This window comes from Bdellovibrio sp. HCB209, assembly GCF_047306065.1.
Lineage (GTDB): Bacteria > Bdellovibrionota > Bdellovibrionia > Bdellovibrionales > Bdellovibrionaceae > Bdellovibrio.
Genome location: NZ_CP178618.1, coordinates 3,406,153 through 3,432,378 on the forward strand (window position 1 = coordinate 3,406,153; position 26,226 = coordinate 3,432,378).

Consider the following 26,226-nt stretch of genomic DNA (forward strand, 5'->3'; position numbering starts at 1 on the left):
TTTACTTCGCCATCTCCTTCGCGATCTTATCCATCATGTCGCGAGATAAACCCACCGTATCCATGATCTTAGATTTACCCACAGGAGCTGACTCAGTAGTAGAACTTTGTTGTACTACATTCGCCTCTTTTTTAGTTTGTCCTGTAGCATCATCCTTTTTCAAGTCTAGGTTGGTGACATCATTTACATTCTGGTCGTTTCTCATAAGACGTGGGTCTGTGATCTTCTTCACGTCTCTGAAGCGGATCGCCTGGTTTCCAACATTTAGAACCGGGCCTTCAGCAGTATAGCTAACGCCAGTGATCAATCCATCAAAGTCAGTTTTGATTCCCAATTTTTTTCCGTCACCAGTTTTTGCTTCTGCGATGAATTGATATTCACCCATTGCTGCTTTCATACCTTTTTCGTCTTCACCATTCCAAGTGAGCTTGTTGTCTCCTTGTTTCAGACCTTTCAAATTGTATGTTCTAACAACAGCGCCATCAGCATCGCGCACTTTCACTGTGACTTCCTCTGCCGCCATTGGCAGATTGAATTTGAAATCGTGTTCTTTATCATTCGGGCCGCGCACAACTTTAGATGAATCACCCGCAACAGCTTTACCGATTAAGTTCAACGCTTGGAAATTTTCAGAAGGCTTTTGTGCGTTCTTCAATTCCTCAAGTGTTTTGTTCATGTTCTGCATTTGCTCGAGTGACGAGAAATTCGCCAATTGAGCAGCCATCTCATGGGACTTCATCGGATTCGTTGGATCTTGATTTTTCATCTGTGCAAGCATCAATTTGAAGAAAGCATCTTTATCCAAATTGGGGTTACCAGTTGTACGAACTTTCTTAGTAGGATCTGTCCAATTCGGGTCAGCAAGTTTATTGGCAACCGCGCCAAGATCTTCCTCGCCAACTTTCGCTTTGTCTTGAACGCTGAGGTTGCTTGGAGTACCAACAGTGCTCGTCGGTTTGTCCGCTGTTGCACCGAAAGCATTTACTCCTAATTTCGCATTAACCATTGTCATTCAATTTCTCCTCTGCACGGCTTCCGCCGGCTTAAGCTACTAAGTTCAATCCGCTGCCTTTGCCATCTACCGCACGTGGTGCTGCTTTCACAGAAGCTCCGTCAATAGGTTGCAAAGGATCACGACGTCTTCCCGCATAACCACGAAGCGGCTGCATATCTGTGAAAGACTCACGACGACCTTGGTTACCAAAGCTATCGTTAAAGTTATTCCAGAACTGACGGGCCTCTCGACCTTGACCGTTCGAATTATTATTCTGGTTTTGCGTCGCTGTATCCGCAGACGTGTTGTTCACAACATCCACTTTAACATTTTCCACAGACAATTTGTGAGCAGCAAGACTGTTCTTCAAATCAACTAGACTAGACTCAATCGACTTTTTCGCCTCTTGTGAGTCCGCTTGCATTTGAAGATTCACTTTTCCGTCCTGAAGCATAACTTTCAAGTGGATAGTTCCCATGCCCTCAGGGGTCATTTGAACTTTCACCTCACCGCCACCTTTTTTAATCAGGTATTGGGCTTGATTCATCAATTGCTTCACGTTGGCTTCGTTCTCTGCTGGATTGGTCGGAGCTTGTGTCGCTGGAGCACCTACTAATGCAGGGTCAAACTTCAAGCTTTCGCCTTTGATAGGTGCGCCATGCAAACCTTCAAGGCCCGTCATCTCTGCTTTGAATTCAGCTGCTTTTGTCGTCAGTTTGTCTTTGGCTGCTTCTTTGCCTTGAGCACCTTGTTGCATGAATTCATTTCCAGAATTCTGCATCATCGACTGCTCTTGACCTTGCTGTTGGAAGAATGATTCCGGTGACGTTTTAGCTGCCACCGCTTTGTTCATTAAATCAGCTTGTTGAGGTTTTTCCATCGTCGGAGCCTCAAGAGCCTTCGTGAACTCATTCGTCAATTCAGACGAGGAATCTTCTGCTACAGCGCCTTCCGCTTTCTGTGCTGCTGCGGCTGCTTGTTTCGCGGCCAGAGCTGCCAACAACGCTGGAGACATCGTCTCCTTCATTTGGCCTTGCAAGTGCGGAGGAAGCTTATCCAATAGGTTCTGCTGATTCATAGCCTCTGGAGCCGGTGCCGTTTCCATCGCAGACATCATGCCTACCGGAGCGGCCTCTGGCTGAAGAGCGCTATCGTCCATCATCATTCTAGAAGCAAGGTCCCCATTCAGATCCGGCATTGCCGTCGTCATCATTGGAGATTCCTGTTTCATCCAGAATTTTTTGCTAACGTTATCAGCTGCTGCACCCAATTGAGTTTGCTTCTCTTGAGCTGCCAGCGCGCGCATCTGCATGCTTTGTTGAGACATGCCAAGACCTGCCGACATTTCCGGCATTGGTTTTGGTTGTTGCGCTTGTGGCATTTGTTGCAATTGCGCCAATAGAGCTGCATACATGGCCGCGGCTTTATCTGCCTGGTCATCATCCAAGTTCAATTGGTCAATCACAGCATTCGCTGTTACTTCCGGGGATTGTTTGAGCTGGCTGTCGTCGAGCTCGGCCATCGCTTCCACAAGTCGTGTGGGAGGGATATCAAATTCACTCTCGAATGAGTCCATGAATTCTTTGATTGCCTGCTGTCTGTTCGCCGCCCGCTTTTCTTTCCCATCGTCAGTGCGGACCTTGCGTTCTGGTTTTGCATCCTTCACTTGAGCTTTTTCGTCTTTCGACTCTCTTGAGTCGTTAGAGTCTTTCGCTCTCGCTTCCTGCTTGGTCGATTCTTTTGTTTCTTTCGGGCTTCTCAGGTTGATTTTATCCTGAAGAGCATTCTTGAAACCGGAATCGGCACCGGAACCTTTGAAGTCTTTCTCCTGAAGCTTGTCAGTCTGAGACTTCAACTCGGTCGCACCCACCATTGGGGGGCCGACTATGTTTAACAAAACGATCCTCCTTCCTTAGAGAATTGCTGTTATTTATTTTTCAGATGCTGGAGCACGTTTATAACCGGCATATTTCTCAGATATAGTCTGAGCTTTTTCCGGTTTTAATAAATTCATGATATCAGCAGCATTTTTCTTTTTCATACGTCCAAGTATCTCAACCACCAAATCCTCGTCCATTGTCTCAAAGACTTTGGCCGCCTGTGGGGCTTTCATATTGGTGTACATCTGTACCAAGGTATCGACTTTCTGGTCGTCAGCCTTGACGCGGTCTTCAAGCATGTTGGAGATCTTTCCACGCATGTCTTGCAGTTCTTTCAAGCGCTTATCAAGTTCTACCTTCTGCGCTTGCAACTCTGCCTCTTGGCGATTGAGTTCTTCTTCGCGCGCATCCAATTCTTTTCTTCTGTCATTTAGTTTTGTCAGATGATCGATTTCATCTGAAGACAAAGCCGCAGACTTTGCTTCTGACTCTGCAGGAGCTGCTTCAGCTTTTTTCTCTTCGGCTTTAGGCGCCGCTTTTTTTGCTGGAGCCGTTTCTGCGATCGCTTGACCTGTCAGAGTGATTTCCACTCTTTTTAGCATCTCGTCGATTTGTTCATGATTTTGGAAGCCAACAACTGCTAGCAACAAACCCATGAATGAGATCCCCGCCATTTTCCAATGAACACCGGATTTTTTTTGTTTCTTTTTTGGAGCTGACATTTTCATGCGACGACGCAATTGTTGTTCAACGTCTTCAGAGGATAGATCTAAGTGCAAGCGTGTAGATTGAGGCTTCTTAGCAAATTTCACTGGCGCACCTGTGTCGCCTGCCGCTTTTCTTGCATCTTTAAAAAACTGATCGTATCCGTTTTTCATTTATCTAAGATTCCTTCATGCCTTTGATGCGCAGAATCGCCTGCTCAACTGTTTCTTTTGAACCGCAGGATAGACTGCTCATCGGCCTCTTTTTGATCTTGGATCTTACGTTCGGCTTTGTATTCCTCGAACTTATTCTCCCTGACCTTCTCCATAATTTTATAGTCTAGAGCGGCTTGTCGCAAAATTTCTCTCTTGTACTCGACTATTTTCTCGATCTCTTGAACTTTATACTCTTGTTGTTCAATGCGAAGCTTTTGGCCTTTTAGGAATTCATGAATTTGTGTCAGAGCTGGACCTTGGGTGCCCCCGACCTGAAGCAGGCTCCCAGCGCGGGCTTGAGCATCCAGGATCTCCTGGCGCATTTTATCTAACTTATCTTGGAATTCTTTAAGAACGGCGACAGCATCCTGAAAGTCCTTCTGCGCAAGGTTTTCAACGACCTTGCGGTGCTCAAGCACTTTTTGCATCGGGAATTTAAATCTCATTGGTCACCCCGACTAAGCGTTGATCAGGATCTGTTGCAGCATGCGAACGGTATTATTGAAATTAGTTGGATCTTCGACTCTTTGTTTTAAGAAGTCGTTCACCTGATCGATCACCTTCACAGCTTTATCGATCTTAGGATTTGAACCTGGCTTATAGGCACCAATGTTGATCAAATCCTCTGCGTCTTTATAGACCGCCAATGTCTCTTTCAATTTCTGTGCAAGTCTAACGTGTTCTGAAGACGATACCGCTTTCATAACACGACTCGCACTTTGCATAACGTCGATCGCAGGATAGTGACCACGAGCTGCCAAGGCACGTGAAAGCACGATATGCCCGTCCACGATAGAACGAACAGAATCCCCGATCGGGTCATTCATATCATCACCCTCTACGAGAGTGGTATAGAATCCAGTAATACTGCCTTCGCCTTCAAAGTTACCAGCGCGTTCAAGCAGTTTCGGAAGAGTTGCAAATACAGAAGGCGTGTAACCTTTTTGAGAAGGTGGCTCGCCTGTCGACAAACCGATTTCACGCTGAGCCATCGCAAAACGAGTTACCGAATCCATCATCAATAAAACATTCTTACCTTGAGCACTGAAGTATTCTGCCATCGCTGTTGCCACATAAGCACCACGCATACGCAGAAGAGGAGATTGATCACTCGTCACGCAAACTACTACCGAACGAGCCATACCCTCAGGACCCAAATCATGCTCGATAAACTCACGCACCTCACGACCACGTTCACCGATCATGGCGATCACGTTGACGTCGGCACTGGTATTACGAGCCATCATACCCAATAGAACGGATTTACCTACACCCGAACCTGCCATAATAGCGACACGCTGGCCTTGTCCGGCGGTTAATGCGCCATTGATCGCGCGAATACCGACATCTAAAGGTTCACGAATCGGCTGTCTTTGCAGGGGGTTACGAATTTCACTATACAGAGGAACTTCACGGAAGTTTTCAATCTCGCCTTTATCATCCAAAGGACGACCCAAGCCATCGACCACACGGCCTAAAAGCTCATCGCCGGCACGAACCGTGGCAATTTGACGAGATAGAACAATCTTAGAACCTAAGGCAACGCCTCTCATGTCATTGAGGGCCATCATCAGAACATGCTTGTCTTTAAAACCCACCACTTCCGCAAGGAAGGAGCGATCTAAACCAGCAGGGATGATTTGTACGATACTGCCAACGCTGGCGCCAGGAAGATAGCCCTTGATCAGCATCCCGTTAACCTCTGTCACCTTACCGCTATCGCGAGTTAAGTGGATGGAGTTAACCAAGTCGGAATACTTATCCAAATCAAGAGACAAATCACTCATTAACTAGCAACCTTATCTTTCACTTTAGGCATGTTTTCGGAAAGTACGGACCACAATTGCTCAAGACGTTGTTCAACGCGAGCATCCACTTCCCCGTAATTAGTTTCCACAATGCAACCACCAGCTGCGATTTCCGTGCTGGGCTCAAAGCGGATCTTTTTAGTAAATTCCAGATCACGGCCTGTTTCTTTTTTAAGCTCTTCCAAGAAATCGAATTGCTCTTGAGAAACATGGACTGTGATTTGTTCTTCGTCCTGCGCAAGGCTCACGGCATCGCGAAGGATCTGAACCATTGCTTCATTATTGCTTGCAAGTTCGGCTTTCGCCAGACGACCCGCCATTTTATAGGCCAATGTCACAAGGTGAGTTTCATTGAAAGATGCGAGTTCTTTCTTAAGCTCTTTAACGCCTAACAGAAGCTCATCCAGGCCTTGCATACGCTCAGCAATTTCGCCTGATACCTTTTCAAAAGCTTCCTTGCGACCTTCTTCCAGTCCCAGGTTGTAAGCTTCTTGATAGGCCTGTTCTTGAATCTCTTTTAATTTATCAAGGGCTGCGGCTTCAACCTTTTCTTGTTCATCTTGCTGCTCCACCTGATCGACACCCGTTTGAATACGGATTGCATCGTTCATGCGGAAATCAGAGCCACGTTGCTTTTCAGTCAAATACTGCATGGCCTGAGAGGGAGTGCCCAGCTCAAATTTAGCGGGCACGAACTCCAGAACCGTCTTTTCAGCGACGTCCTTTTTAAGAACTGCTTTAGTGTGGGCACCAGGGCCCTGCTTACCACTACTAGACCATTGCATCTTCTGAACCGCCTCTTGCGATCATAATCTTGCCTTCCGCCTCTAGGCGACGAGCAGCATTGACGATCTCTTGTTGTGCCGACTCGACGTCGGATAGACGTGAAGGTCCCATGTTTCCAAGATCTTCGCGCAACATCTCGGCCGCACGAGCGGAGATATTCTTGAAGATTTTTGTACGAATCTCTTCGCTTGACGTTTTGAGTGCCAAAAGAAGTTTGTCGTTCGGTACTTCTTTGAGAAGCGCCTGAATACCACGGTCGTCGATTTTGCTGATGTCGTCGAATACGAACATAAGCTTGCGGATCTCTTCGGCAAGAAGAGGATCTTTTTCTTCCAAACGCGACATGATGGCTGTCTCTGTGTTTTTGTCCATAACGTTGAGCATTTCTGCCACCGGTTGAACACCACCCAAAGCTGCCTGTTCGACAGTTGCTGTATTCGATAATTGATGTTTCAACACGCGGTCGATCTCACTGATCAACTCTGGATCCACGTGTTCAAGGTTCGCCATACGCAGAACTACTTCAGCTTGAAGAGCTTCTGGAAGACGCTTTAGAACCTCACCTTTTTTCTCTGGCTCCAAGTGAGCCAAGATCACCGCAACAGTTTGCGGATGCTCATTCACTAGGAACGTAGCCAATGATTTCGCATCGACCATCTCCAAAGATTCCAAAGAACGCGAGCCACCTGTTGTGATATTCAAACCACCCAGGATACCTCTGGCACGTTCTTCACCCAAAGCGTCCACGATAGTTTCCTTCGCAGAGATCGTTTCAGAGAAGATATAGTCTTCGCTCTCAGAAATCATTTCATAGAACTCTTCAAGAACACGCTTTGTCACGTGAACTGGAACGACACGAAGCTTACTCATTTGATTGATAAGCTTACGGATATCCGCATCGTCCATACGACGCAAAAGGACCTTTACTGCATCCTTACCAAGATAGTTGATAAGGATCGCTGCTTTATCGAAACCTTTGAGTTGTTCGTACTCAATATGTTCAGCTTTTTGCAGTTTCATTAAGAATCCTTCCTAACCAACCACATGCCGAATGCATTGGCTGCTTTTTCTTCATCACGACCCATTGATGACATGATACGGTCTTTCAACAATTCAGATTCAGCTTTCTCTGGGTCAATAGATTCCTGCAGAACAGGAAGAGCAGTCGACATACCTGGAAGCGTGTTATCCACAGATTGCAATTCTTCAAGTTCTTCGATCGTACGTGGCAACATTTCCTCAACAGAGTCTTGGAAGCTGTCTGTGATCCATTGCATGAATGGACGAACCACGATGAAAAAGAACAGAGCCAAAGAGAAACCCAACAAAGCCCATTTGAACAAAGCGTGGATCAACTTCTTACGCTCAAGCGTCGTCAAGATTTTCTCTGCTTCGGAAAAGTCTTCTGGTTGGAACTGGATAGTTTCTACTTTTACAGAGTCACCACGAGCTGCATTGAAACCGATAGCACCTTTGATCAGGTCTTCGTATTTCTTAACTTCTTCTGCAGAGCGAGGCTGCCATTTAGTTTCTGTTGTACCGTCGTCTTTAGTTGTTGTTACAGCAACGCCGTCAACCACAACCGCAACACTCAAACGCTCAAGGTTACCCGCAGTTTCGCGGATGTTACGAACTGTTTTTGGCACTTCGTAATTGATCGTTTTCAATTCTTTTTTAACATCTTGTTTGAAACCAACTGCTCCGCCGGCTGCGTCTTCAGCGCCTGGGATATTAGAACGAGAACCCGGAACACCAGATGGACTTGTACGCGCACCATCCAAAGATTCCTCTTCAGATTGTTGTGAACGGATCGCTGTTTTATCTGGATCTACAAGTTCTTCCACGGAGGAGATCACACGGTGATTCAAAGTGGCGTCAACTTTAGCTACGACTTTGGCGTGACCGACAACTTTAGAAATGATGTCTTCGATACGATCTTCGAAATCTCTTTCAACTTTAGCTTTCAGATCCAAAAGGTCATTAGAACCACCTGTTGAACCATCCGCTGCACGAGTCAAAACTTTACCGCGTTCATCTAGAACCGCGACTTTATCTGCATCCATGCCTTCAACAGCATTAGCTACCAAGTAACGGATACCACGAACTTGCTCTTGAGAAAGCTCTTTACCTTGGTGAAGCTCTACGACAACAGAAGCTGATGGCGAGCCACCTTCTTCAAGGAAAGTCTTTTTGTTGGGAAGAGCTAGGATAACTTTAGATTGCTTAACCGCTGTCAAAGTGTTGATGGCTCTCATCAACTCACCTTGCAGGGCTCTTTGGTAATTAATTTTTTGAGCGTAGGAGTTTACACCGAAATCTTGCTTATCGAAAAGCTCAAGACCGATGTTACCCATTTTTGGCGAACCGATTTCTGCCATCAAAGTCATTTGCGTTGAATGCAAAAGCTCTTTAGGGATCGCAACAGTTTTACCACCATCACGCAATTGGAACGGGATATTTTTCTCGTTCAATTTAGCTACGATTGAAGAAACTTGTTCAGTAGGAATGTTTGTGAAAAGAGGAACGTAGTCTTTACCAGACGCCATGAACATCATCGTCAATAAAGCCACTACCGCAATAAGAGTTACGGCAACAACTGAAAGTCTTTTGGTTGGACCCAGATTTTTAAAGAACTCGCGAAACTGGACAACCAATCCACCAAAAATTTTGTTCAAAGAATCCCTCCGGGGCATTTACGCCTTGGCTCCGCCAAGGCACTCGATCTAACGAAACTGTTTCAGTAAGTATAATCTAAAAACTAAACTTGCATCTTCATGACTTCTTGATACGCATCAATGATCTTGTTGCGTACTTGGACCATTACACGCAAAGCGATGTCCGCTTTTTCTGACGCGATCATGGCACCAGCGATGTCATCTGTTTTTCCTGTGGCAACGTTTTGTGCAAAAGTATCTGAAGTCTTTTGCAACTCGTTCACAGAACTAACAGCTTCTTTCAAGGTGTCAGCAAAGCTTTTGCCGGATTCGTTTGTTGAACTCAGTGGTGTTGTTGCACCCGAGATATTTAGTGACTTCGAGTCACGCAGGTTTCCTGTCTCGAGGAATCTGTTCGCATTTGATACTGTAAACCCTTCCATGGCTTTACTTCTCCTTGTACTCAGTACTCTCTAGAAATTGTATGTCAAACGTTCAAAAATTTCCTGCTTTTTCAACCTAGTCTAGGAACTATCTTCCTATTTCCAAGGCACTGAGGGCCATATCTTTTGACGCCTGCATAGCCGATACGTTGGCCTCGTAAGAACGAGACGATTGTATCATATTGGTCATTTCTTCCATCAGATTGATATTCGGATATGCGACGTAACCATCTGGATTTGCATCAGGATGATCAGGTTCGTACTTCATCAACGGAGCCTTACGGTCCGACAGGATGTCTGTCACCTGGACCCGTTGCATATTCCCCATAGGGTCTGTACCTGTCACGATTTCGCCGAAATTCTTAGCATCAGGCATGGCCTCGAAAACCACGTCTTTTCTGCGGTACGGGCCCCCTTCAGGGGTCTGGGTTGTATTAATATTTGCGATATTACTCGCAATAGTATTCATGCGCATTCTTTGCGCTGCCATACCACTGCTACTAATTCTCATACCCGTTAAAAAATCAGCCATGATTTACTCCCGAACATCCTGTTCTGGATAAAAATTATCTGCCTTCAGACGCCGCGTACTTCAACGCTGCCATTTTTTTATTGATCAACTGAAGTGCCGTTTTGTACATGATCGCATTCTCTGACAATGCCGACATTTCTTTTTCCAAATCCACAGTATTACCGTCGTTATTCACGGCACCCTCTGGATTTTCATAGATATCGGGGCGAGTTTTTGCAACCGAGACACCACCCAAAGCGAAATGGTCTCCGCTGCTGGTGCTCAAAGAATTCATGCCATCCATATTCATCGAACGAGACAAAGCCTCTTCGAAATCCATTTTCTTGGCGTGATAGCCTGGAGTCTCTGCGTTCGCAATGTTGGAAGACGTAACGTTGTTACGTAACTGCCTCATGCGCATGGAGGTCGCGAGACCGTTTATTGTTTTATCGAAAATATCACTCATGCGACACCTTCTTCCTTGTACTCATTGAGTTTGTTTCTCAAAGTTCTAATACTGATTCCAAGCATTTGAGCCGCACGCGTACGGTTCTGCGCCGTCAACTCAAGGGTCTGAAGAATCAGACGCTTCTCAACTGCAGAAAGGGACATTCCAGGAGCAAAATCTGACGTCGTTTCGCCCTGCATGGACTCAAATTGAATTGAAGCCACGTCAATGGTCTGGGTTTTAGCCAATACCACAGCGCGCTCTATAACATTTTCAAGCTCACGGATGTTTCCTGGCCAGTTCCATGAATTCAAACGGGCATAAGCATCCGTCGACAAATTCATGCCAGAACGACCGTGCATAATCTGAGTTACTTCCAGAATAAAACTCACGATTGCTCCGAAGTCATTCGTACGATCCTCTAGACGAGGAACTTCCAATTGAACCACCGCGATTTTATAAAACAAATCTTGTCTGAACTGTTCTTGTTTCACCATCGCACGCAAATCACGACGAGATGTCGAAATAAAACGTGGACGAGTGCCGTCAGTTCTTTCAGCAAGTTTCATCAACTCGCCTTGGATGTGAGAAGACGCGCAATCCAAATCTTCAATCAATAGTGTGCCACCATCAACTTTATCGAAATTGAATCCGCCAGCATTCTTGCACTCTAGAACCTGCAATTTGCTTGAGCGACTTTTAGAAAAGATGTAACGAGCCAGACTTGTTTTACCAACTCCCGCTTCACCAAAGACCAACAGACTTGCTTGAGTCGCAGCCAACTGCATACCCAACTGTTTTGCTTCGTTCATTTTTCTGTCTTCGATGTGTAAAGCATCAAAATCAAAATACGACATCCTGTCCCTACCCCTACTTGCTTTCCTGCTTATCCGCTGCCATTGCCGGAATTCTTTGAATATATTTTTTGTAACCGTCCCGCCATTCAGAGTTCTTTAGCTGCTCTTGTGCGAGATTTTTCCAGAATCCACTTTTTTGACCTTTGAATTCGTTCCAAACCTCCGCTGCTTTTTGAACTTCGCCGCGGTTAAAATAAATCTGACCTAACTTGTAACGGATTGAAGATAGTGGACGAGCATCCTCGTACTTCTCCAAAAGATTTCCGTAGGCATTGATCGCCTTGTCTTTTTGATTTGTGTCGAAGTAAATATTGCCCATTGTCTCAAGTGCTTTCGCGTGAACAACAGGTGAAACTTTTCCAGAATCCGTCATCAATTTATCAATCATCGACAACGCCTGAAGAGCTTCATCTTTTTTATTCTGTTTCAATTGAAGTTCAGCCAACTTCAAGTATGGCTCAGCCACCAATTCAGGTTGGCCTTTCCAAGTTCTCAAAAGCTCACCCAAGTAACGAACTGCTGAATCCGTGTCGCCACGTCTTTCCAACAGACGAACCGCGATGCCCACGCGCTCGATTTGCTCGTCTTCAGTCAACTTCTCTGGAGTTTTGATATTCTTTAAATAGTCATAAGCTTGATTGTACTTATGCTCATTCGAAGAAACCGCGGCTAGGCGCAAATTCAACTGCTCAGCCGTTGGAATCTGTTCTTTCACTGCGATTTCTTTTTCTTCCGGAGTTCCTTGAATTGCATAAACGCGATTCAAAACTTCTTTGTAGTAGCGTTCAGACTCAACCGGAGTTCCCGCCATCTCAAAAGCACGACCTACATTGTATTTCGTGTCCAAACGGTTTGAGTTCTTCAACCAGTTGTCGGCATATTGACTGTGCGTTTTCAAAGCACCAATGAAATCGCCTTTTTCAACTTGGCTTTCAAGTTTGTTATTGATGTTCGCAACAATACGACCCGTCATCAAAGGAGCATCCACAGAACCTGGGTGTTCTTTATAGTATTTAGAAAGCAAGTTGATCGACTTGTCGAATTCTCCACGTTGCGAGTAACCATCCGCCACCATCACAGTTGCGAATTGTTCCATGTTCGGAAGATCTACTTTCTTAGCCAGTTCCATGATTTCTTTAACGGCATTTGTTGTTTCTTTTGGTTTCATGCCCTTCATACGAGCACTCAACAAACGCAAACGAGCAATAACCGCACTCGGTGTTTCACCATAACGGAAGTACGTTTCAAGATACGCACCCATTACACGTGATTTATCAGCACCCAAGATATCCAACAACTCACCCAAACGAGTCATTGCATACGGAGCGTGATCACTTGATGGGAATTTCTTAACAAATTCACGGTACATATCCAAACTTTGCGGATACTGTTTCATACCAAACATAGATTCTGCTTGGTTGTAATACGCATTTGGATATGAGTTTTGACCTTCAGGATATTGCTTCAACGCGTTTTGATATTCAGCCGTTGCTTTCGCATAGTTTCTTGCACGAACCCACACGTCACCACGACGGTAAGCAGCTTCCACTTTCAAATCACGGTTTTGAGAATTCTTTTCGATGTCATCGAATTGAGCGACAGCGTCTTCCCATTTATTCAAACGCATGAACGCCAAACCTGTACCCATACGAGCCAAGTCTTTAGAAAGAGATTCTTTACCACCGAAGTTTTTGTTGTCGATGTGTTCTTTGAATAGACGAAGAGCCGCCAAGTTATCACCGCGCTCAAGCGTCAAGTAACCCACTTTCAAAGATGTTCTTTCAGCCAAAGGAGATTTTGGATATTTCTCGATAGCTTCTTTGTACTTTTGAATCGCTTCGTCGAAGTAACTGATCTTACCTTCTTTGTTGTACAAAGCTAAGTTCACATCACCCGTCATGAAGTCGATGATTTCGTTGTATTCAGATTTTGGATACTTTTCGCGGAACCATTCACGAGTTTTCAAGTAAACCGCGTAGCGCTCTTTTTCAAACAACGTCAAAAGCAGGCGAGCTTGCTTGTTTTCTTCGGTCTGCTTAGGAACGATCTCGTAAATCGTTGGAGTGATTTTCAATTTTTCCCATTGAGTCACCGGAGTCTCAAGCATCGGGAAGCTAATATAATAGTTATCTTTAGCGCGGATGATCGCTTCTTCTTTAATATCATAAGGTTTGATCGAGAAGCGCTCGTAGTTAGGATCTCCACCATCAAAGATACCCGACTGAATTTGATCAGCCTGAGCTACCGTTGGTGCACCTTCTTTAATCGTCAAAGCGTCTGAAGTTGCAGGCTTACGGTTTGTTGCTGTTTTAACTTTTGCTACTGATTTAGTAGCTTTAGGAGCTTCTTCTGTTTTAGCTGGTTCTGCTTTCGCAGGAAGCTTCTTAGCGGTTTTCACCATGTTTGGATTCAAATAGAAATCCATAATCAAACGCGATGGTTGATCTGTCAGATAATCAAATGTCTCGATGCTTTCACCAGAAAGAGTGAATGAAATAATAGATTTACCGTCAGTGCCTTGAGCATCGACAGAAACTTTTGTGACCATATCACTTTTGAAAGTGTTAAGTGACTTGATCGTTGATTCATCAAGAGCAGGAACAGTCATACGGACGATGGTCTGGCCTTTGTCATCCAAACGCTTCACATCGTAGTCCCAATTTTGTTGGCCCATCAGTTCCAAATGCACTGTATCGCCTTGGAAGTTGATGAATCCATTGACCTTGTTATTTGCTGCTGTGGCAACTAGACCAAAGCAAAGGCATCCTGCCAAAATTACGTTTCGCAAAGTGTTCACTCCTCGAACCCCTTTTCCCCTGCGTTATGCATTTGCACATACGGTGCCAGCCTTGCAAAGGTCTATTGGCAAATATGTTCAAGATGGGCAAAATGTTTCATAGAATTATTGTCAGGCCTGACAAAGCGATGACAGCGACGAAGGTCTGGATTGAATTTGTAAGACTGAATTTTCCCTCAGAAAATTCCGATAGATAGGCGATATGAGAAACCACTTCAAATACATCATCATGAGTTTACTTCTTGGCAGTTGCGTATCTGTGGAACTTCCCAGTGGCAAAGGCAAACCAGCCGAAAATGTTGCCTTCTCAGAACCCGCTAGCCCCTTTGCTTCTATCAAAGCTAAAAGCGCGGATCGTGCTTGGCAGAGTTCAAAAACAGGGAACACGATTTCATTCCTATCTGAATGTGGAAACAGCTCAGATCCAAGCTTACAAACTTTGGAAACAGAGTCTTTGAGCGCTATCAACAAATTGGAAATTCTGAAAACAGAGACGGCTCTATTCAATGGACGTGAGTCTCGCCAAACCATCTCTGCAGGCACGATTGACGGCGTTCCAGTGGCGTTGGCCTTGGTCGTCTTTAAAAAGAACGGCTGTAACTATACTTTGAGCTATGGCGGCGTAGAGAAACAATTCAACTCTGAACTTCCGGTATTTGAAAAGTTCAAAGCAGACTTCAAGGCTCAATAGATGCTTCAAGCTCTTTTACCCTTAACTAATTTTACGATCGAGATCTTCCACTTCCTGGGTGGTATTGGTCTATTGAGTCGCGATATCTATCGCGAACTCGTTGGATCTAAAATTTATTGGCGCCTTTTGGGCGAGCAAATTTACCAGGTCGGTATTCGCTCTGCCCCACTGATTGTCGTGACCGCGGTTACGATTGGCGCCGTGATGTCTTTGCAATTCGGTCTCGGCTTAGAAAAATTCGGCGGCAAAATGTATGTCCCGAAACTTTTGGCGGTGACGATCCTTCGTGAAATGGGTCCGATGTTTACAAGCCTGATGCTTGCTGCCCGCGTGGGCGCTGGTATCGCCAGTGAAATTGGTTCCATGGTCGTAACTCAACAAGTGGATGCCATCCGCGCTTTGGGCACCTCCCCGATTCGTAAGATTGTTATTCCCCGAGTTCTTGCTTGCTTGATCACATTGCCTATCCTGTGCGCGGTGACGAACGTCGTTGCCAATGCGGGTGGTTTGTTCATTGGTGCTGTGGAGTTAAAGCTTGATCCTGGCTTTTATCTTTTGAAAGTCCTTTCCACGTCCTCGGTGGGCGATTACGTTTCCGGATTTGGTAAGACCTTCTTTTTCTCTCTCTTTATCTCGATCCCCGCTTGCTACTTTGGTTTGAACGTTAAAAACGGAACTAAAGAAGTCGGTATCGCAACGACAAAAGCTGTGGTGGTATCTTCGATCTTGATTTTGATTGGTGACTTTTTCTTGTCGAAACTCTTCTGGATTGTGGAGAAATTTCTATGACACAAAAACCACAGGCCTTTATCGAAGTTGTCGACTTTCACAAATCCTTTGATGATAAAAAAGTTCACCAAGGCGTGAGCTTTTATGTGCGCAAAGGTGAATGCCTGGGCTTGATCGGTGGATCAGGCACAGGGAAGTCGGTTTTGTTACGCACCTTGGTTGGTTTGGAAAAGCCAGACAAGGGCCAAGTTATCGTCGACGGCGTTGAAATTGGTCAAATGAAGGAATCGGAACTTATCGATATCCGCAAAAAAGTAGCCTATGCTTTCCAAGGGGGCGCTTTATTTGACTCGATGACAGTTTATGAAAATCTAGCATATCCCCTGCGCGAACACTTCAAATTCACAGAACGCGAAGTCGAAGCGCAAATCAAAGCACAACTGGAAGAATTCGGTTTGGCTCCTGGGACAGAGAAGCTTTATCCAGGAAGCCTGTCAGGTGGTATGCAAAAACGTGTGGGCCTGGCTCGCGCGATGATGATCCATCCGCAAGTGGTCCTATATGATGAACCAACAGCGGGTCTAGATCCTTATAATACTAAGAAAATCCAAGAATCTATTTTGAAACTGAAATCCAAAGGGATGACTTCTATTTTAGTCACCCATGATATGCCAACGGTGTATACCGTTTGTGACAAGGTCGCCCTTTTGCAAAATGGCCGTATCAGCGAACAGTACACGATCGATACATTAAAAAAAGAGCCGAGCGGCGCCATGACAGAATTTATCAACGGAGAAAGCGCGTAATGGAATCTTCAAACAGCACTCAAGTCAAAGTCGGAATCTTTCTTGCCATTGGTATCGTGGTCATCCTCGGTTCAATATTTTTTATCGGTGGCGAAAAGTCGGTTTTCAAATCTTACGTGAATCTTCATGCGCACTTTGATCAAGTCCAAGGCTTGGCTGAAGGCAGCGTTGTTTCACTTTCAGGTGTGACAATCGGTAACGTACAAAAAATCAACTTCTTGTCCGAGAAAAATGCCCTCGACGTCGTAATGAGAGTCGACAAAGAATACACAGCCCGCATCCGCGAAGGCTCCCAAGTTGAGATCCGCACGCAAGGTGCCTTGGGTGACAAGTTCGTGTTCATCATTCCAGCTGATCCAAGAAATCCAGAAATCAAAGACGGCGCGATCCTAGAAGTTGCGAAGCCAACTGATTTGATCGGTGTGATCTCTGAACGCGGCAGCGAAGCTGGTAAATTGTTCGACGTGATCAACGAGATGTATAAAATCGCTAAGTCCATGAACGACAACGACCGTCTGGGTAAAATCATGGCAAACTTTGAGTCGACTTCTGCAAACTTAAGCAAAGTCAGCGGCGATGCCTCAAAAATCATGAACCAACTGAACGAAGGCAACAGCGGCGAAAAACTAAAACACACAATCAACAAACTTGACGCCATCGTCTCCAAAGTAGACCGCGGCGAAGGCACACTGGGCGCCCTGATCAACGACCCAAGCATCCACAACCAACTAAAAGCCATCTTAGGCGGCACTCAACGTAACAACAACGTAAAAAGCCTCCTAAGAACATCCATCGAAAAAGAAGACTAACCAGTCAAACGCAAAAAAGGCACAGAACTCTGTGCCTTTTTTTATTTCCAAATCACGCACAAACTCCAGACACAAACTTCTCCCTCTTAATAGGATAGGGCTGCCTCCCTGCTCTCGGCAGTGCAGCGACCTCCAGTGGCGCCACGATGGCGCGAACTCGCCACAGGCGATCACTGGTTGAGCCTGGATGGCGTGTCGCGGAAGTGCGGAGAGCAGGGAGGCAGCCCTATCCTATTAAGAGGTCCCCAGATTGCATTTGAAATTCCTGTCGTGAACTAAAAGTTGTCAGGAGGAATATATGCCAGCTCGTCCCCAAAAGAGCAGCGCTTGCCGTCAGCGTGTCTTAAAATTAGACACAGGCCTGCGTTTGGCTATGGCCTTCCTATTGCCTCTTATAGCGTCCGTATCAGCCCAGGCAAGGATCGTGGCCTGTGACGACGTATTCGCCTCTGCAATCCGCGATGAGCGCGCTCCTTACTATGATATCGCTATGGATCGCGCCATGACTAAATCCGTGCGCGAGTTCAGTGATAAAGATGGTCTTTCCGAGCGAGACATCCAATACCTTATCGAGAAGGTCTATAATCAGACCGAAGGCAAAGCGACTCGAGTTTCTGATTACATCTTCCTGACTCCGCAAGAAAGAACCTTCAATACTTTGACTCGCATGGTTGGAGAGAAAGTCACTCACCAAGGCATCGTTGCCGTTTTCAAAGAGCAAGGGATCTTGCTGGATGAGTCGACTTTGATTTCAAAATTCAGAACTTTCAATCGCGCCCCTATGACGAACATGGCTTCTGCGGCTTTTGCAACGTCTGCTCTGCTGAAGGGTCGTCCACCAATCTTACTTCCAGAGTTCTTCTTTAAAATTAAAACTGAAGACATGACTGTGCTTTTGATGCGTGGACTTGATTCTAAAGAAGGCCAAGCCATCGTTAAGAAGTATCAAAATTCACAAGAAGCCTTCCGCGCCTACGAACTTTTCAATCGCTACTACACACGTGTCGCACTGACTGTGGTGTTCGCCGTTCTGTATGAAAAAGGCGACGACTTCTTTAAAGAAAAACACGACAGTGTTCTCGCTGATCTTTGGGCAAAGATCCTTGAAGAGCTTTCCTTGAACAAAGGAAAATCTGCATGAGAAAATATCTTATTCTCGCAAGCTTTCTATTTTTAGCAGCCTGCCAAGACGGTGCCTTCCCCGTAGACGCGGCCTTGGGCACTGCTAAAGCCAAGAATCCAGACAACACCATTATTGGTGGCGACGTTGTGGACTCTGGCAGTGATATTTCTAAACTGGCGATTTCCTTTAAGTCACTGTTGCAACCTTTAGACAATCAAACAGGCACACAGAAAGTGGCCATCACTCAATGCACGGCTTCGGCGCTAACTCGTCGAATTGTGCTGACGGCCGCTCACTGTATTAATGGCGACAACCTAAGCTATGTTGAAGTAATGGATGGCGGCACGATGACAACGATCCCCGTCGTGAAAACTATCATCAACGAAGACTTCAAAAACGATCAGTATGCAGATCTTGCCATTGCTGTTTTAAGAGACGACCTTCCGGAAAAGATCATGACTGTGTCCATTCCGAATCCTGACATGAAAGTCGATTTGCAAAAGATCGATATTATCTCTGCGGGATACGGTCGTACGAATGATGCTCCCACGGCAGATCCGACAGAGGGCTTAGGTATTCTGCGTGTCGTGCTATTGAAAATTTCAGCTTATGATTTTAACGACAGCAAATTCCTGGTTGATCAATCCAACGGCAAAGGTTTCTGCCAAGGTGATTCTGGTGGCCCAGGTATGTTCCAATACGAAGGCAAGTACTACATCATGGGTGTGGCTTCAAAAACAGTTGTCCCGGAAAACTCACAAACAACGACTTGTAGCTTCCGTGGTGCTTACGTCAACTTGTTGAAGTTCAAAAACTGGATTGAAACAACGACGACTTATCTTACTAGAGATATGATTTCTGCGGCAGCGAACGAAACCGAAGTCACGAACCAGGATTAGTCTTCTGATTCTGGCGCCAGACGCTGGATCATTTCTTTGATCCCCAACTGGTCATCCTGAGGAACTTCGCGACGGTCCAATGTGAATTTGATGTGACGAACAAAGTTATTCTCAAATTTCTCGTTGATGGTGTTGCGAATCTGATCCTTCAAAAAGATCATCTGCTGCATCCACGAAGAATTACGAACCCAAACATACAAAACGCCCCTCTGAAAACCTACGGGCTCTGCATTTTTTGCAATAGTGGGTCCTACGACCTCTTCCCATTTCGCCCATAATTTCCAGCGCATGAACTGTTCTGACAATGGCGACTTGCCATTTTCAAAAAGACTCTGTAGGACTTCAGATCCCAGAGTGAGCTTGCGCTTTTTATTTTTAGGGTTGCTTGGATCGTCTTTATTCATGCAGGTCCCAAGCTAGCAAAAGAACGGACAAAAGATGACTAATATCACACCAAATCAAAAAATTACCGTTGTTGGCGCAGGGCTCGCGGGCTCTGAGTGCGCATTGCAGCTTGCTGATATGGGTTATAAGGTCGTTTTGTGCGAAATGCGCGACAAAACCATGACCCCAGCGCACAAAACAAACAAGTTCGCGGAACTTGTTTGCTCCAACTCTTTTGGGACTTTGAACGAAGTTTCGGCTCCTGGCCAACTAAAATGGGAGGCCGAACTCCTTGGCTCTCACATCCTAAAAATTGCCAAAGAATCGGCGGTTCCGGCAGGACAGGCATTGGGCATGGACCGCGAGGTCTTCTCTCAACTAGTCACTGAGAAAGTTAAAAGCCACCCGAATATTGAAATCCGCAATGATGTGATCAAATCTTTGAACGATATTCCTCGCCCCGCAGTGATCGCGACAGGTCCTCTGACTCACGACGAGTTGGCTGAAGACCTGCGCAAGCATTTCGGTGATGAGTTCTTGTATTTCTTTGATGCCATCGCACCGATCATTGATGCGGAATCCATCAATACAGAAATCGCGTGGAAGGCAGATCGTTGGGGCAAAGGCACCAACGATTACTACAACTGCCCAATGAACAAAGAGGAATACAACAACTTCATCCAAGCCGTCACAGACGCTAAAAAAATCGAACCCAAAGATTTTGAAAAAACAGAATTCTTTGAAGGCTGCATGCCGATTGAAGTGATGGTAGATCGTGGTCCGCAAACATTGCGCTTTGGCCCGATGAAGCCCATTGGTTTGGATGATCCTCGTACGAACCGCTATCCATGGGCGGTGGTGCAACTTCGTCAAGATAACAAGGAAGGCACTGCTTATAACATGGTGGGCTTCCAAACTCGTATGGCTTACGCGGATCAAGTTCGCGTATTCCGTATGATCCCAGGTCTGGAAAACGCAGAGTTCTTAAAGCTGGGATCTATTCATAGAAACCTCTTTATCAACTCCCCTAAGAGATTGAACAAAGATCTTTCCTCTAAAAATGACCCTTGGTTGTTCTTTGCGGGACAAATCACAGGTGTCGAGGGTTACTTTGAATCGACTTGCGTGGGCTTGATGGTTTCTCGCTTCATCAATCAAAAACTGAAAGATGAAACATTCAATCCTCCACCAAGACCTTCTGCATTTGGTTCGCTGCTTGAGGCGATCACAGATGAAACTCGTGCGGAGCACTTTCAACCAACCAATATCAATATGGCTCTGTTGCCACCGTTGGCGGAAAAAGAGCGCGACAAAGAAACGCGCAAGAAAAAACAAATCGAAATCGCTCGTAACGCGATTCAATCCTGGAAATAAAAAAAAGCCGAACTGTAACAAGTTCGGCTTTTTACTTTTAAGCTCTTCTTAAGAAATTACTTTTTGCAGAACTGATCAGGTTTGATGTTTGTTCCCGGAACACACATATCAATCCATTGGTTTTTGTCGTTCGTGGAATAACCATAGAACCAAACCAACTCGTCATTTTGAGATTTAAAAGACACCTTGTGTGGCATCGCCAACGGGATTTCGCCATTCACCGTAAAGCACCAGCCGTAAGCACGCATCAACGTGTCTGAAACCACCTCAACCGCATCCAATCCCACCGGAGTGTCATTGATCGAGCTGATGCCTTCAGCCACACCGTAATAGTGCACGTTGTTCGTATCAAAGATTTGAATCGTGTTGTGACCCACAGATTGCTTCAAGTCTGCTGTAGCAGTTCCTTGATACAGTGGAGTTTCAGAGCAAGCACCAATCACCTTCCAAGTGATCGCATTTGCAGACAAAGGAGCCAAAATGAAAAGAAGGGCTAACATGTTTTTCATGAGCCCTTCATAGCGAATCAAATTGTGGGAGGCAAATTAAACGGAGGCCTCAGTAGAAGTTTCCGTGCGTTTGAGCTTAAAATCCAACGTCGGCAAGTCCACCACTGGTTTAAAGTGCGAACGGCAACGAGCTTCGTAGGCCTCATGAGTTCCAACTTGAACCTGACCGTCCCCGCCCGCTGTTCTTTGCGTACGACATGCTGGTGCTCCACAAACCACGCAGACCGCGTGTTGCTTACTAACGTTTTCGGCGATAGCCATCAAAGTCGGCATGGGTTCAAAAGGTTTCGCCTGCCAGTCGGTATCAAGGCCTGCGATGATCACGCGAAGACCGCGCTCTGCCAGATCTTGAACGACCTGAACCAGATTATCCGAGAAAAACTGACCTTCATCGATCCCTACCACTTTCGTTTCAGGTTTCAAATAGTCCCAGATTTGCTCAGCATCTTGAATCGGTTGGGAGTCCATCGTCGTGAAGTTGTGCGAAGTCACGGCCATCTCGTTATAACGTTTATCTATAATAGGTTTGAAAACCTGAACTTGCAGACGTGCGAATTCAGCACGACGCAAACGACGGATAAGTTCTTCTGTTTTCCCGCTAAACATAGAACCAACAATCACTTCAATCCAACCACGGGTCACAACATATGAAAATTCAGACACGAAACATCCCCTCGAAATAGCGCAAACCAAGGATCGGACCTGGCACAAAATGTGTCAAATGATTGCATTGCATCAGAAACCTGAGGCTTTGAAGCTTTGTTTTCCAGTCGCATCAAGGGTTTGCGGATATTGAACTTTTTTCCGAAACCCCGCAAAAAATGGCTGTCTTTCATATTTAAAACCCTTGTTGGGGTGCTTATTGCTTGCGCAAGCAGTGCGCCATGGGCTACCTAGCCCGAACACTATGGGTAGGAATTTAAGATTTCGACAGAAATTTAAACAGCTTTCCGTTGTCGGCGGATTAGCATTGATGACGTTCTTCATGAACGGCTGCGATGCTATTTACTGGGACGAGAAGGATAGTTTGAGCAAAGTGCAGAAGCACGGCGAGATCACGGTCCTTACCACGCAAAATCCTCTTATATATAGTAAGGCCAAAAAGGGAGAGTCATCGGGTATCGATCACGACCTCTTACAAAACTTCGCTAAGCACTACGGACTGAAAATGAAGTTCGTGGTTCTAAAAGACGAAAGCGCAGTTTTAAGGGCCCTGGCTAAGGGTGAGGGCGATGTCGCCGCCGCTCGCTTCAGAACTCCCGAAAATCGCGCTGGGTTCCTAACCGGTCCCGCCTACGAAGACACTACTTTGAGCCTTTACTGCCAAAGAAAATCCCAAATCCAAAATATCCAGGATCTGGGCGGCAAAAAAGTCGGAATCCTCCACAAAGACAACTACAAAGGATTCTCGCAACGTTTGGGACAACTCTCCCCAACTACCAGCATCCAAATTCTTGAGAATCTAAAAACCCAAGATCTTCTGTCTCACTTGAACGAAAAAAAATACGACTGCGTGATCACAGAAAATGTGAGCGGCGATTTCTATGTTCGTTTCCATAAAAACATCGAGAAAATCACGACGTTAACTGATTCTTACTCTTTAAGCTGGTTGCTGACTCCGAACAGTCAGGATCTTGCTCGCTTGATGCAAGCTTGGTATCAGTCCGCGTCCCGCGAAGACAGCGTGATGCGTATCATGGATCGCTACAAAACAACTTTGAATCAATTGGATAAAGCCGACATCTCTCGCTTCTTCCGTAATATCGAAAGTATTTTGCCAACTTACCGCCAAGCTTTCAAAGAAGCAGCCGCGGAACACGGACTTCCTTGGCAGTTAATTGCGTCTGTTGCTTATCAAGAATCCCATTGGAATGCGGACGCTGTGAGCTTCACAGGTGTTCGTGGTCTTATGCAACTGACAATGGACACTGCTGACCATGTTGGGATCGAGGACAGAACTGATCCGATGCAAAGTATTTGGGGTGGCTCTAAATATTTGAAGTATCTTTTAAATAAGATGCCTCGCCATTTAAATTCCAAAGATCGCATGGCTTTGGCATTGGCAGCTTACAATGTTGGTTATGCTCACTTGCGTGATGCTCAGAAATTGGCAGAAAGCATGGGACGTGATCCTTATTCTTGGCGCCATATGAAAGAGATTTTGCCACTTTTAGCAGATCCTGATTACACCGAAAAATTGGAATACGGTTATGCCCGCGGGTACGAAACTGTTGAGTTCGTTGAGCGCGTTAAGTCTTTCTATAGCTTAATGTCCGCTGGCTAAATGTAACGTCCCTTCAGAGGGAATCTTGTTAAGATTCCTTGATGCTTTTAATCCTCTGCCGAAAAATTATTTATCTGATCTCAGTTCTGTCTGTCGGCTTGTTTGCTGGCTTCACTGGATTTTTCGCACTGATCTTTGCTCCCACCATTAAAGAACTCCCTCCGGGAACCGCGCTCGAGTTTTTCCGTTATGATGCCGCCGCCTTCGATAAGAATGTTTTGGCAATGTACATAGTCATGCTGTGCTCGACGGGATCTTGGCTGCTGGTTTGGTTTCGCCGTTACCGCATGGTGGATTTCTATTTTGTTCTGGGGGCTTTTCTTTGCGTGGTTCAAGAAATCGCTCTGTCATTTTTTGGACATTACCGCATCAATATGGTGCTGCGCTCGTTCGCTGAAACATACGTGATCAGCGGCGAAGTTTATGCTCTCCGCGAACAGTGGGCTTATTTTATGAGCTTTCACTTTGCCACAAATCTGTTTGGCTTTTGCCTGCTGCTCGCGGCTTTGCACCGGGCCACTTCGGGGCGTGGACCTAAAAACAACTTCCTTGCCGCGACTAAGACATAAAAAAAGCCCCGTGATTTCTCACAGGGCTTTCTATTTTCGTTTACTCGTTCGATCTATTCAACTGTCACTGATTTTGCCAAGTTACGTGGTTGATCCACATCGTAACCTAGGTTGCTTGCCAAGTGATAGCTCATCAACTGCAACGGAATCACAGTCAAGATCGTGTTCGTCGTCCAGTGAGCCTTAGGCAATGCCAAGTAGTATTCACTGATGCCACGAAGCTTTTCATTTTCGCCTGTGCCGATAGAAATGATCTTACCGCCACGTGCGCGTGCTTCTTCAAGATTGCTGATCGTTTTTTCGTACCAGTGATCTGTTGGAGCGACCATCACGATAGCCATGCGTTCGTCGATCAAAGCCAAAGGACCATGCTTCATCTCGCCTGCGGCGTAACCCTCAGCATGCATGTAAGCAAGTTCCTTCAATTTCAAAGCACCTTCCATCGCGATTGGATAGCTTGTGCCACGACCCATGTACAAGAAACCACGGAAGAGCTTCAATTTAGAAGCAGCTTCATCAAAGTACTTATCGTAAGCCAGAACGCTTTCCATTTGGCTTGGTGTTGCTAGCAAGCTTTGAACAAGTTCTTTTTCTTCTTTAGCTTCCATCACGCCACGGCTGCGAGCCATTGCTACCGCTACGCAGTTCAATACTGCCAGCGTTGATGTGAAGGCCTTCGTCGAAGCCACACCAATCTCAGGGCCTGAGTTCATGTACAAGTGACCGTGAGCTTCACGATCGATTGTAGAGTTACGTACGTTACAGATAGACATTGTTGTCGCGCCCGCTTCTTTCGACATACGGATCGCTGCCAATGTATCTGCCGTTTCACCCGATTGAGAAATCGTCATCACTAAAGTTTTTGGTGGGATCACTGGATTGCGGTAACGGAACTCACTCGCCACGTCCACTTCAACCGGGATACGTGCCAATTGTTCGATCAAGTATTTACCAACAAGACCTGCATAGAAACTTGTTCCGCAAGCGATGATGAAAACGCGCTCGATGCCTTTGAAGACTTCCTGAGTTTTTGCCCAGTCTGTTTTAAAATCCAACTCTTCCAATTTTTGAACAGATTGACCACCGAAACCTACGTTTTTCAAAGCTACAGTGAACGCTTCCGTGTTCACGTGTGGTTCGATTGCCGCTGCCACCGCACGTGGTTGCTCATAGATTTCTTTAAGCATGTAGTGTGCATAGCCTTGTTTTTCGACCATCTCAGGATTCCAGTTAAGCTCGACTGATTTCTTTTGAATCGGGAAACCATTTGCAGAGAAGAACTCTACTTTGCTGCCTTTGATGTTCGCGATCTCGCGGTCATCCAAGTACACGAATGTTTTTGTGTATTGGATCAATGCTTGAACGTCAGAAGCTACGAATACTTCTTCTTTACCCAAGCCCACAACCAATGGTGGACCGTCTTTGAAGGCGATCAAATGATCTGGTTCTTTATCCCACATAACTAGGATCGAGAACGCGCCACGAAGCTTCGTCAAAGTGCTTTCAACAGCTTTGTACAAGTCTTTCGTGATTTCGATTTCGTTAGCGATCAAATGCGCTACCAATTCAGAATCTGTGTCTGAAGTGATCTCCGCTCCTTGAGCCAAAAGATCTTCACGAATATCAAGATAGTTTTCGATGATACCGTTGTGAACCAAGTTGATGCCGCGAACTTGGTGAGGATGGGCATTACGCTCTGACGGTTTACCGTGAGTCGCCCAACGAGTGTGACCGATACCCAAGTGGCCATCGAACTTTTCGTTCACAAGTTTTTCTTCAAGATTTTTTAGCTTACCTTGAGCACGCACACGCTTTGTTGTGCCTTTGTCCAAGATCGCGATACCTGCGCTGTCGTATCCGCGATATTCAAGTTTTTTCAAACCACTGATGATGATGTCTTTAGGACTTTGAGGTCCAAGATAACCAACGATTCCGCACATAATTCACCTAT

26 protein-coding genes are annotated in these 26,226 nt (G+C 45.7%); 9 read left to right on the plus strand and 17 right to left on the minus strand.

Going from position 1 to position 26,226, the window contains the following annotated elements:
- Nucleotide 1: 1 nt before the first annotated feature.
- The 13 genes from ACLVWP_RS16525 to ACLVWP_RS16585 form a co-directional block, all read right to left on the minus strand.
- Nucleotides 2–1,012: a flagellar hook assembly protein FlgD gene (locus ACLVWP_RS16525; RefSeq protein WP_413558756.1), complete on the minus strand. Its 1,011-nt coding sequence runs from the start codon at nucleotides 1,010–1,012 to the stop codon at nucleotides 2–4.
- A gap of 31 nt (nucleotides 1,013–1,043) precedes the next feature.
- A complete protein-coding gene (locus ACLVWP_RS16530; RefSeq protein WP_413558757.1) occupies nucleotides 1,044–2,891 on the minus strand; it encodes a flagellar hook-length control protein FliK in 1,848 nt (615 codons plus the stop codon).
- Between the two features lie 33 nt (nucleotides 2,892–2,924).
- On the minus strand, nucleotides 2,925–3,752 hold the full coding sequence (locus ACLVWP_RS16535; RefSeq protein WP_413558758.1) for a magnesium transporter MgtE N-terminal domain-containing protein: 828 nt from the start codon (nucleotides 3,750–3,752) through the stop codon (nucleotides 2,925–2,927).
- A gap of 44 nt (nucleotides 3,753–3,796) precedes the next feature.
- Nucleotides 3,797–4,240, minus strand: coding sequence for a flagellar export protein FliJ (gene fliJ / locus ACLVWP_RS16540; protein ID WP_413558759.1), 444 nt, complete (start codon nucleotides 4,238–4,240; stop codon nucleotides 3,797–3,799).
- Between the two features lie 12 nt (nucleotides 4,241–4,252).
- Nucleotides 4,253–5,581 (minus strand): FliI/YscN family ATPase, encoded by a 1,329-nt coding sequence (locus ACLVWP_RS16545; RefSeq protein WP_413558760.1) that lies wholly within the window; start codon nucleotides 5,579–5,581, stop codon nucleotides 4,253–4,255.
- On the minus strand, nucleotides 5,581–6,387 hold the full coding sequence (locus ACLVWP_RS16550; protein ID WP_413558761.1) for a FliH/SctL family protein: 807 nt from the start codon (nucleotides 6,385–6,387) through the stop codon (nucleotides 5,581–5,583). The genes ACLVWP_RS16545 and ACLVWP_RS16550 overlap by 1 nt, the downstream gene beginning before the upstream one ends.
- Nucleotides 6,374–7,408 (minus strand): flagellar motor switch protein FliG, encoded by a 1,035-nt coding sequence (gene fliG, locus ACLVWP_RS16555; RefSeq protein ID WP_413558762.1) that lies wholly within the window; start codon nucleotides 7,406–7,408, stop codon nucleotides 6,374–6,376. The genes ACLVWP_RS16550 and fliG overlap by 14 nt, the downstream gene beginning before the upstream one ends.
- Nucleotides 7,408–9,063, minus strand: a complete 1,656-nt coding sequence (fliF, locus tag ACLVWP_RS16560; protein WP_413558763.1) for a flagellar basal-body MS-ring/collar protein FliF — start codon at nucleotides 9,061–9,063, stop codon at nucleotides 7,408–7,410. Before fliF ends, fliG begins: the two co-directional genes overlap by 1 nt.
- An 83-nt stretch (nucleotides 9,064–9,146) precedes the next feature.
- Nucleotides 9,147–9,485 (minus strand): flagellar hook-basal body complex protein FliE, encoded by a 339-nt coding sequence (fliE, locus tag ACLVWP_RS16565; RefSeq protein ID WP_413558764.1) that lies wholly within the window; start codon nucleotides 9,483–9,485, stop codon nucleotides 9,147–9,149.
- Nucleotides 9,486–9,573: 88 nt separating this feature from the next.
- The gene (flgC, locus tag ACLVWP_RS16570; RefSeq protein ID WP_413558765.1) at nucleotides 9,574–10,017 is read right to left on the minus strand and encodes a flagellar basal body rod protein FlgC; all 444 of its coding nucleotides are present in this window, start codon (nucleotides 10,015–10,017) and stop codon (nucleotides 9,574–9,576) included.
- Nucleotides 10,018–10,051: 34 nt separating this feature from the next.
- Nucleotides 10,052–10,462, minus strand: a complete 411-nt coding sequence (flgB, locus tag ACLVWP_RS16575) for a flagellar basal body rod protein FlgB (RefSeq protein WP_413558766.1) — start codon at nucleotides 10,460–10,462, stop codon at nucleotides 10,052–10,054.
- Nucleotides 10,459–11,301 (minus strand): sigma 54-interacting transcriptional regulator, encoded by an 843-nt coding sequence (locus ACLVWP_RS16580; protein WP_413558767.1) that lies wholly within the window; start codon nucleotides 11,299–11,301, stop codon nucleotides 10,459–10,461. The genes flgB and ACLVWP_RS16580 overlap by 4 nt, the downstream gene beginning before the upstream one ends.
- Before the next feature lie 13 nt (nucleotides 11,302–11,314).
- Nucleotides 11,315–14,098: a tetratricopeptide repeat protein gene (locus tag ACLVWP_RS16585; protein WP_413558768.1), complete on the minus strand. Its 2,784-nt coding sequence runs from the start codon at nucleotides 14,096–14,098 to the stop codon at nucleotides 11,315–11,317.
- A 202-nt stretch (nucleotides 14,099–14,300) separates the two neighbouring features.
- Here ACLVWP_RS16585 and ACLVWP_RS16590 point away from each other — a divergent pair, with 202 nt between their 5' ends.
- The 6 genes from ACLVWP_RS16590 to ACLVWP_RS16615 all read left to right on the plus strand — a co-directional run bounded on the left by ACLVWP_RS16590 (nucleotide 14,301) and on the right by ACLVWP_RS16615 (nucleotide 19,155).
- A complete protein-coding gene (locus tag ACLVWP_RS16590) occupies nucleotides 14,301–14,789 on the plus strand; it encodes a hypothetical protein (RefSeq protein WP_413558769.1) in 489 nt (162 codons plus the stop codon).
- A complete protein-coding gene (locus ACLVWP_RS16595; protein WP_413558770.1) occupies nucleotides 14,790–15,578 on the plus strand; it encodes an MlaE family ABC transporter permease in 789 nt (262 codons plus the stop codon).
- Nucleotides 15,575–16,324, plus strand: a complete 750-nt coding sequence (locus ACLVWP_RS16600; RefSeq protein ID WP_413558771.1) for an ABC transporter ATP-binding protein — start codon at nucleotides 15,575–15,577, stop codon at nucleotides 16,322–16,324. The genes ACLVWP_RS16595 and ACLVWP_RS16600 overlap by 4 nt, the downstream gene beginning before the upstream one ends.
- Nucleotides 16,324–17,133 (plus strand): MlaD family protein, encoded by an 810-nt coding sequence (locus ACLVWP_RS16605; RefSeq protein ID WP_413558772.1) that lies wholly within the window; start codon nucleotides 16,324–16,326, stop codon nucleotides 17,131–17,133. Before ACLVWP_RS16600 ends, ACLVWP_RS16605 begins: the two co-directional genes overlap by 1 nt.
- A gap of 298 nt (nucleotides 17,134–17,431) precedes the next feature.
- Nucleotides 17,432–18,274 (plus strand): hypothetical protein, encoded by an 843-nt coding sequence (locus ACLVWP_RS16610; RefSeq protein ID WP_413558773.1) that lies wholly within the window; start codon nucleotides 17,432–17,434, stop codon nucleotides 18,272–18,274.
- Entirely contained in the window at nucleotides 18,271–19,155 is an 885-nt protein-coding gene (locus ACLVWP_RS16615) for a S1 family peptidase (protein WP_413558774.1), read from the plus strand. The genes ACLVWP_RS16610 and ACLVWP_RS16615 overlap by 4 nt, the downstream gene beginning before the upstream one ends.
- Here the strand turns inward: ACLVWP_RS16615 and ACLVWP_RS16620 are convergent.
- Complete coding sequence (locus tag ACLVWP_RS16620; RefSeq protein ID WP_413558775.1) at nucleotides 19,152–19,559, minus strand: DUF721 domain-containing protein; 408 nt, start codon at nucleotides 19,557–19,559, stop codon at nucleotides 19,152–19,154. The two genes, ACLVWP_RS16615 and ACLVWP_RS16620, sit on opposite strands and share 4 nt — an antisense overlap.
- A gap of 34 nt (nucleotides 19,560–19,593) precedes the next feature.
- On the opposite strand from ACLVWP_RS16620, the gene trmFO reads away from it, so the two are divergent.
- A complete protein-coding gene (gene trmFO, locus ACLVWP_RS16625) occupies nucleotides 19,594–20,913 on the plus strand; it encodes a methylenetetrahydrofolate--tRNA-(uracil(54)-C(5))-methyltransferase (FADH(2)-oxidizing) TrmFO (protein ID WP_413558776.1) in 1,320 nt (439 codons plus the stop codon).
- 56 nt (nucleotides 20,914–20,969) lie between these two features.
- On the opposite strand, the gene ACLVWP_RS16630 is transcribed toward trmFO, so the two are convergent.
- Both ACLVWP_RS16630 and ACLVWP_RS16635 read right to left on the minus strand, forming a co-directional pair.
- Nucleotides 20,970–21,422 (minus strand): DUF4430 domain-containing protein, encoded by a 453-nt coding sequence (locus ACLVWP_RS16630; protein WP_413558777.1) that lies wholly within the window; start codon nucleotides 21,420–21,422, stop codon nucleotides 20,970–20,972.
- 36 nt (nucleotides 21,423–21,458) lie between these two features.
- Nucleotides 21,459–22,085: a thymidine kinase gene (locus ACLVWP_RS16635; protein WP_413558778.1), complete on the minus strand. Its 627-nt coding sequence runs from the start codon at nucleotides 22,083–22,085 to the stop codon at nucleotides 21,459–21,461.
- A gap of 244 nt (nucleotides 22,086–22,329) precedes the next feature.
- Here ACLVWP_RS16635 and mltF point away from each other — a divergent pair, with 244 nt between their 5' ends.
- Nucleotides 22,330–23,706, plus strand: a complete 1,377-nt coding sequence (gene mltF / locus ACLVWP_RS16640; RefSeq protein WP_413558779.1) for a membrane-bound lytic murein transglycosylase MltF — start codon at nucleotides 22,330–22,332, stop codon at nucleotides 23,704–23,706.
- A gap of 41 nt (nucleotides 23,707–23,747) precedes the next feature.
- A complete protein-coding gene (locus tag ACLVWP_RS16645; RefSeq protein WP_413558780.1) occupies nucleotides 23,748–24,275 on the plus strand; it encodes a hypothetical protein in 528 nt (175 codons plus the stop codon).
- A 53-nt stretch (nucleotides 24,276–24,328) separates the two neighbouring features.
- Here ACLVWP_RS16645 and glmS read toward each other — a convergent pair whose 3' ends face one another.
- A complete protein-coding gene (gene glmS, locus ACLVWP_RS16650) occupies nucleotides 24,329–26,215 on the minus strand; it encodes a glutamine--fructose-6-phosphate transaminase (isomerizing) (RefSeq protein ID WP_413558781.1) in 1,887 nt (628 codons plus the stop codon).
- Nucleotides 26,216–26,226: the final 11 nt, after the last annotated feature.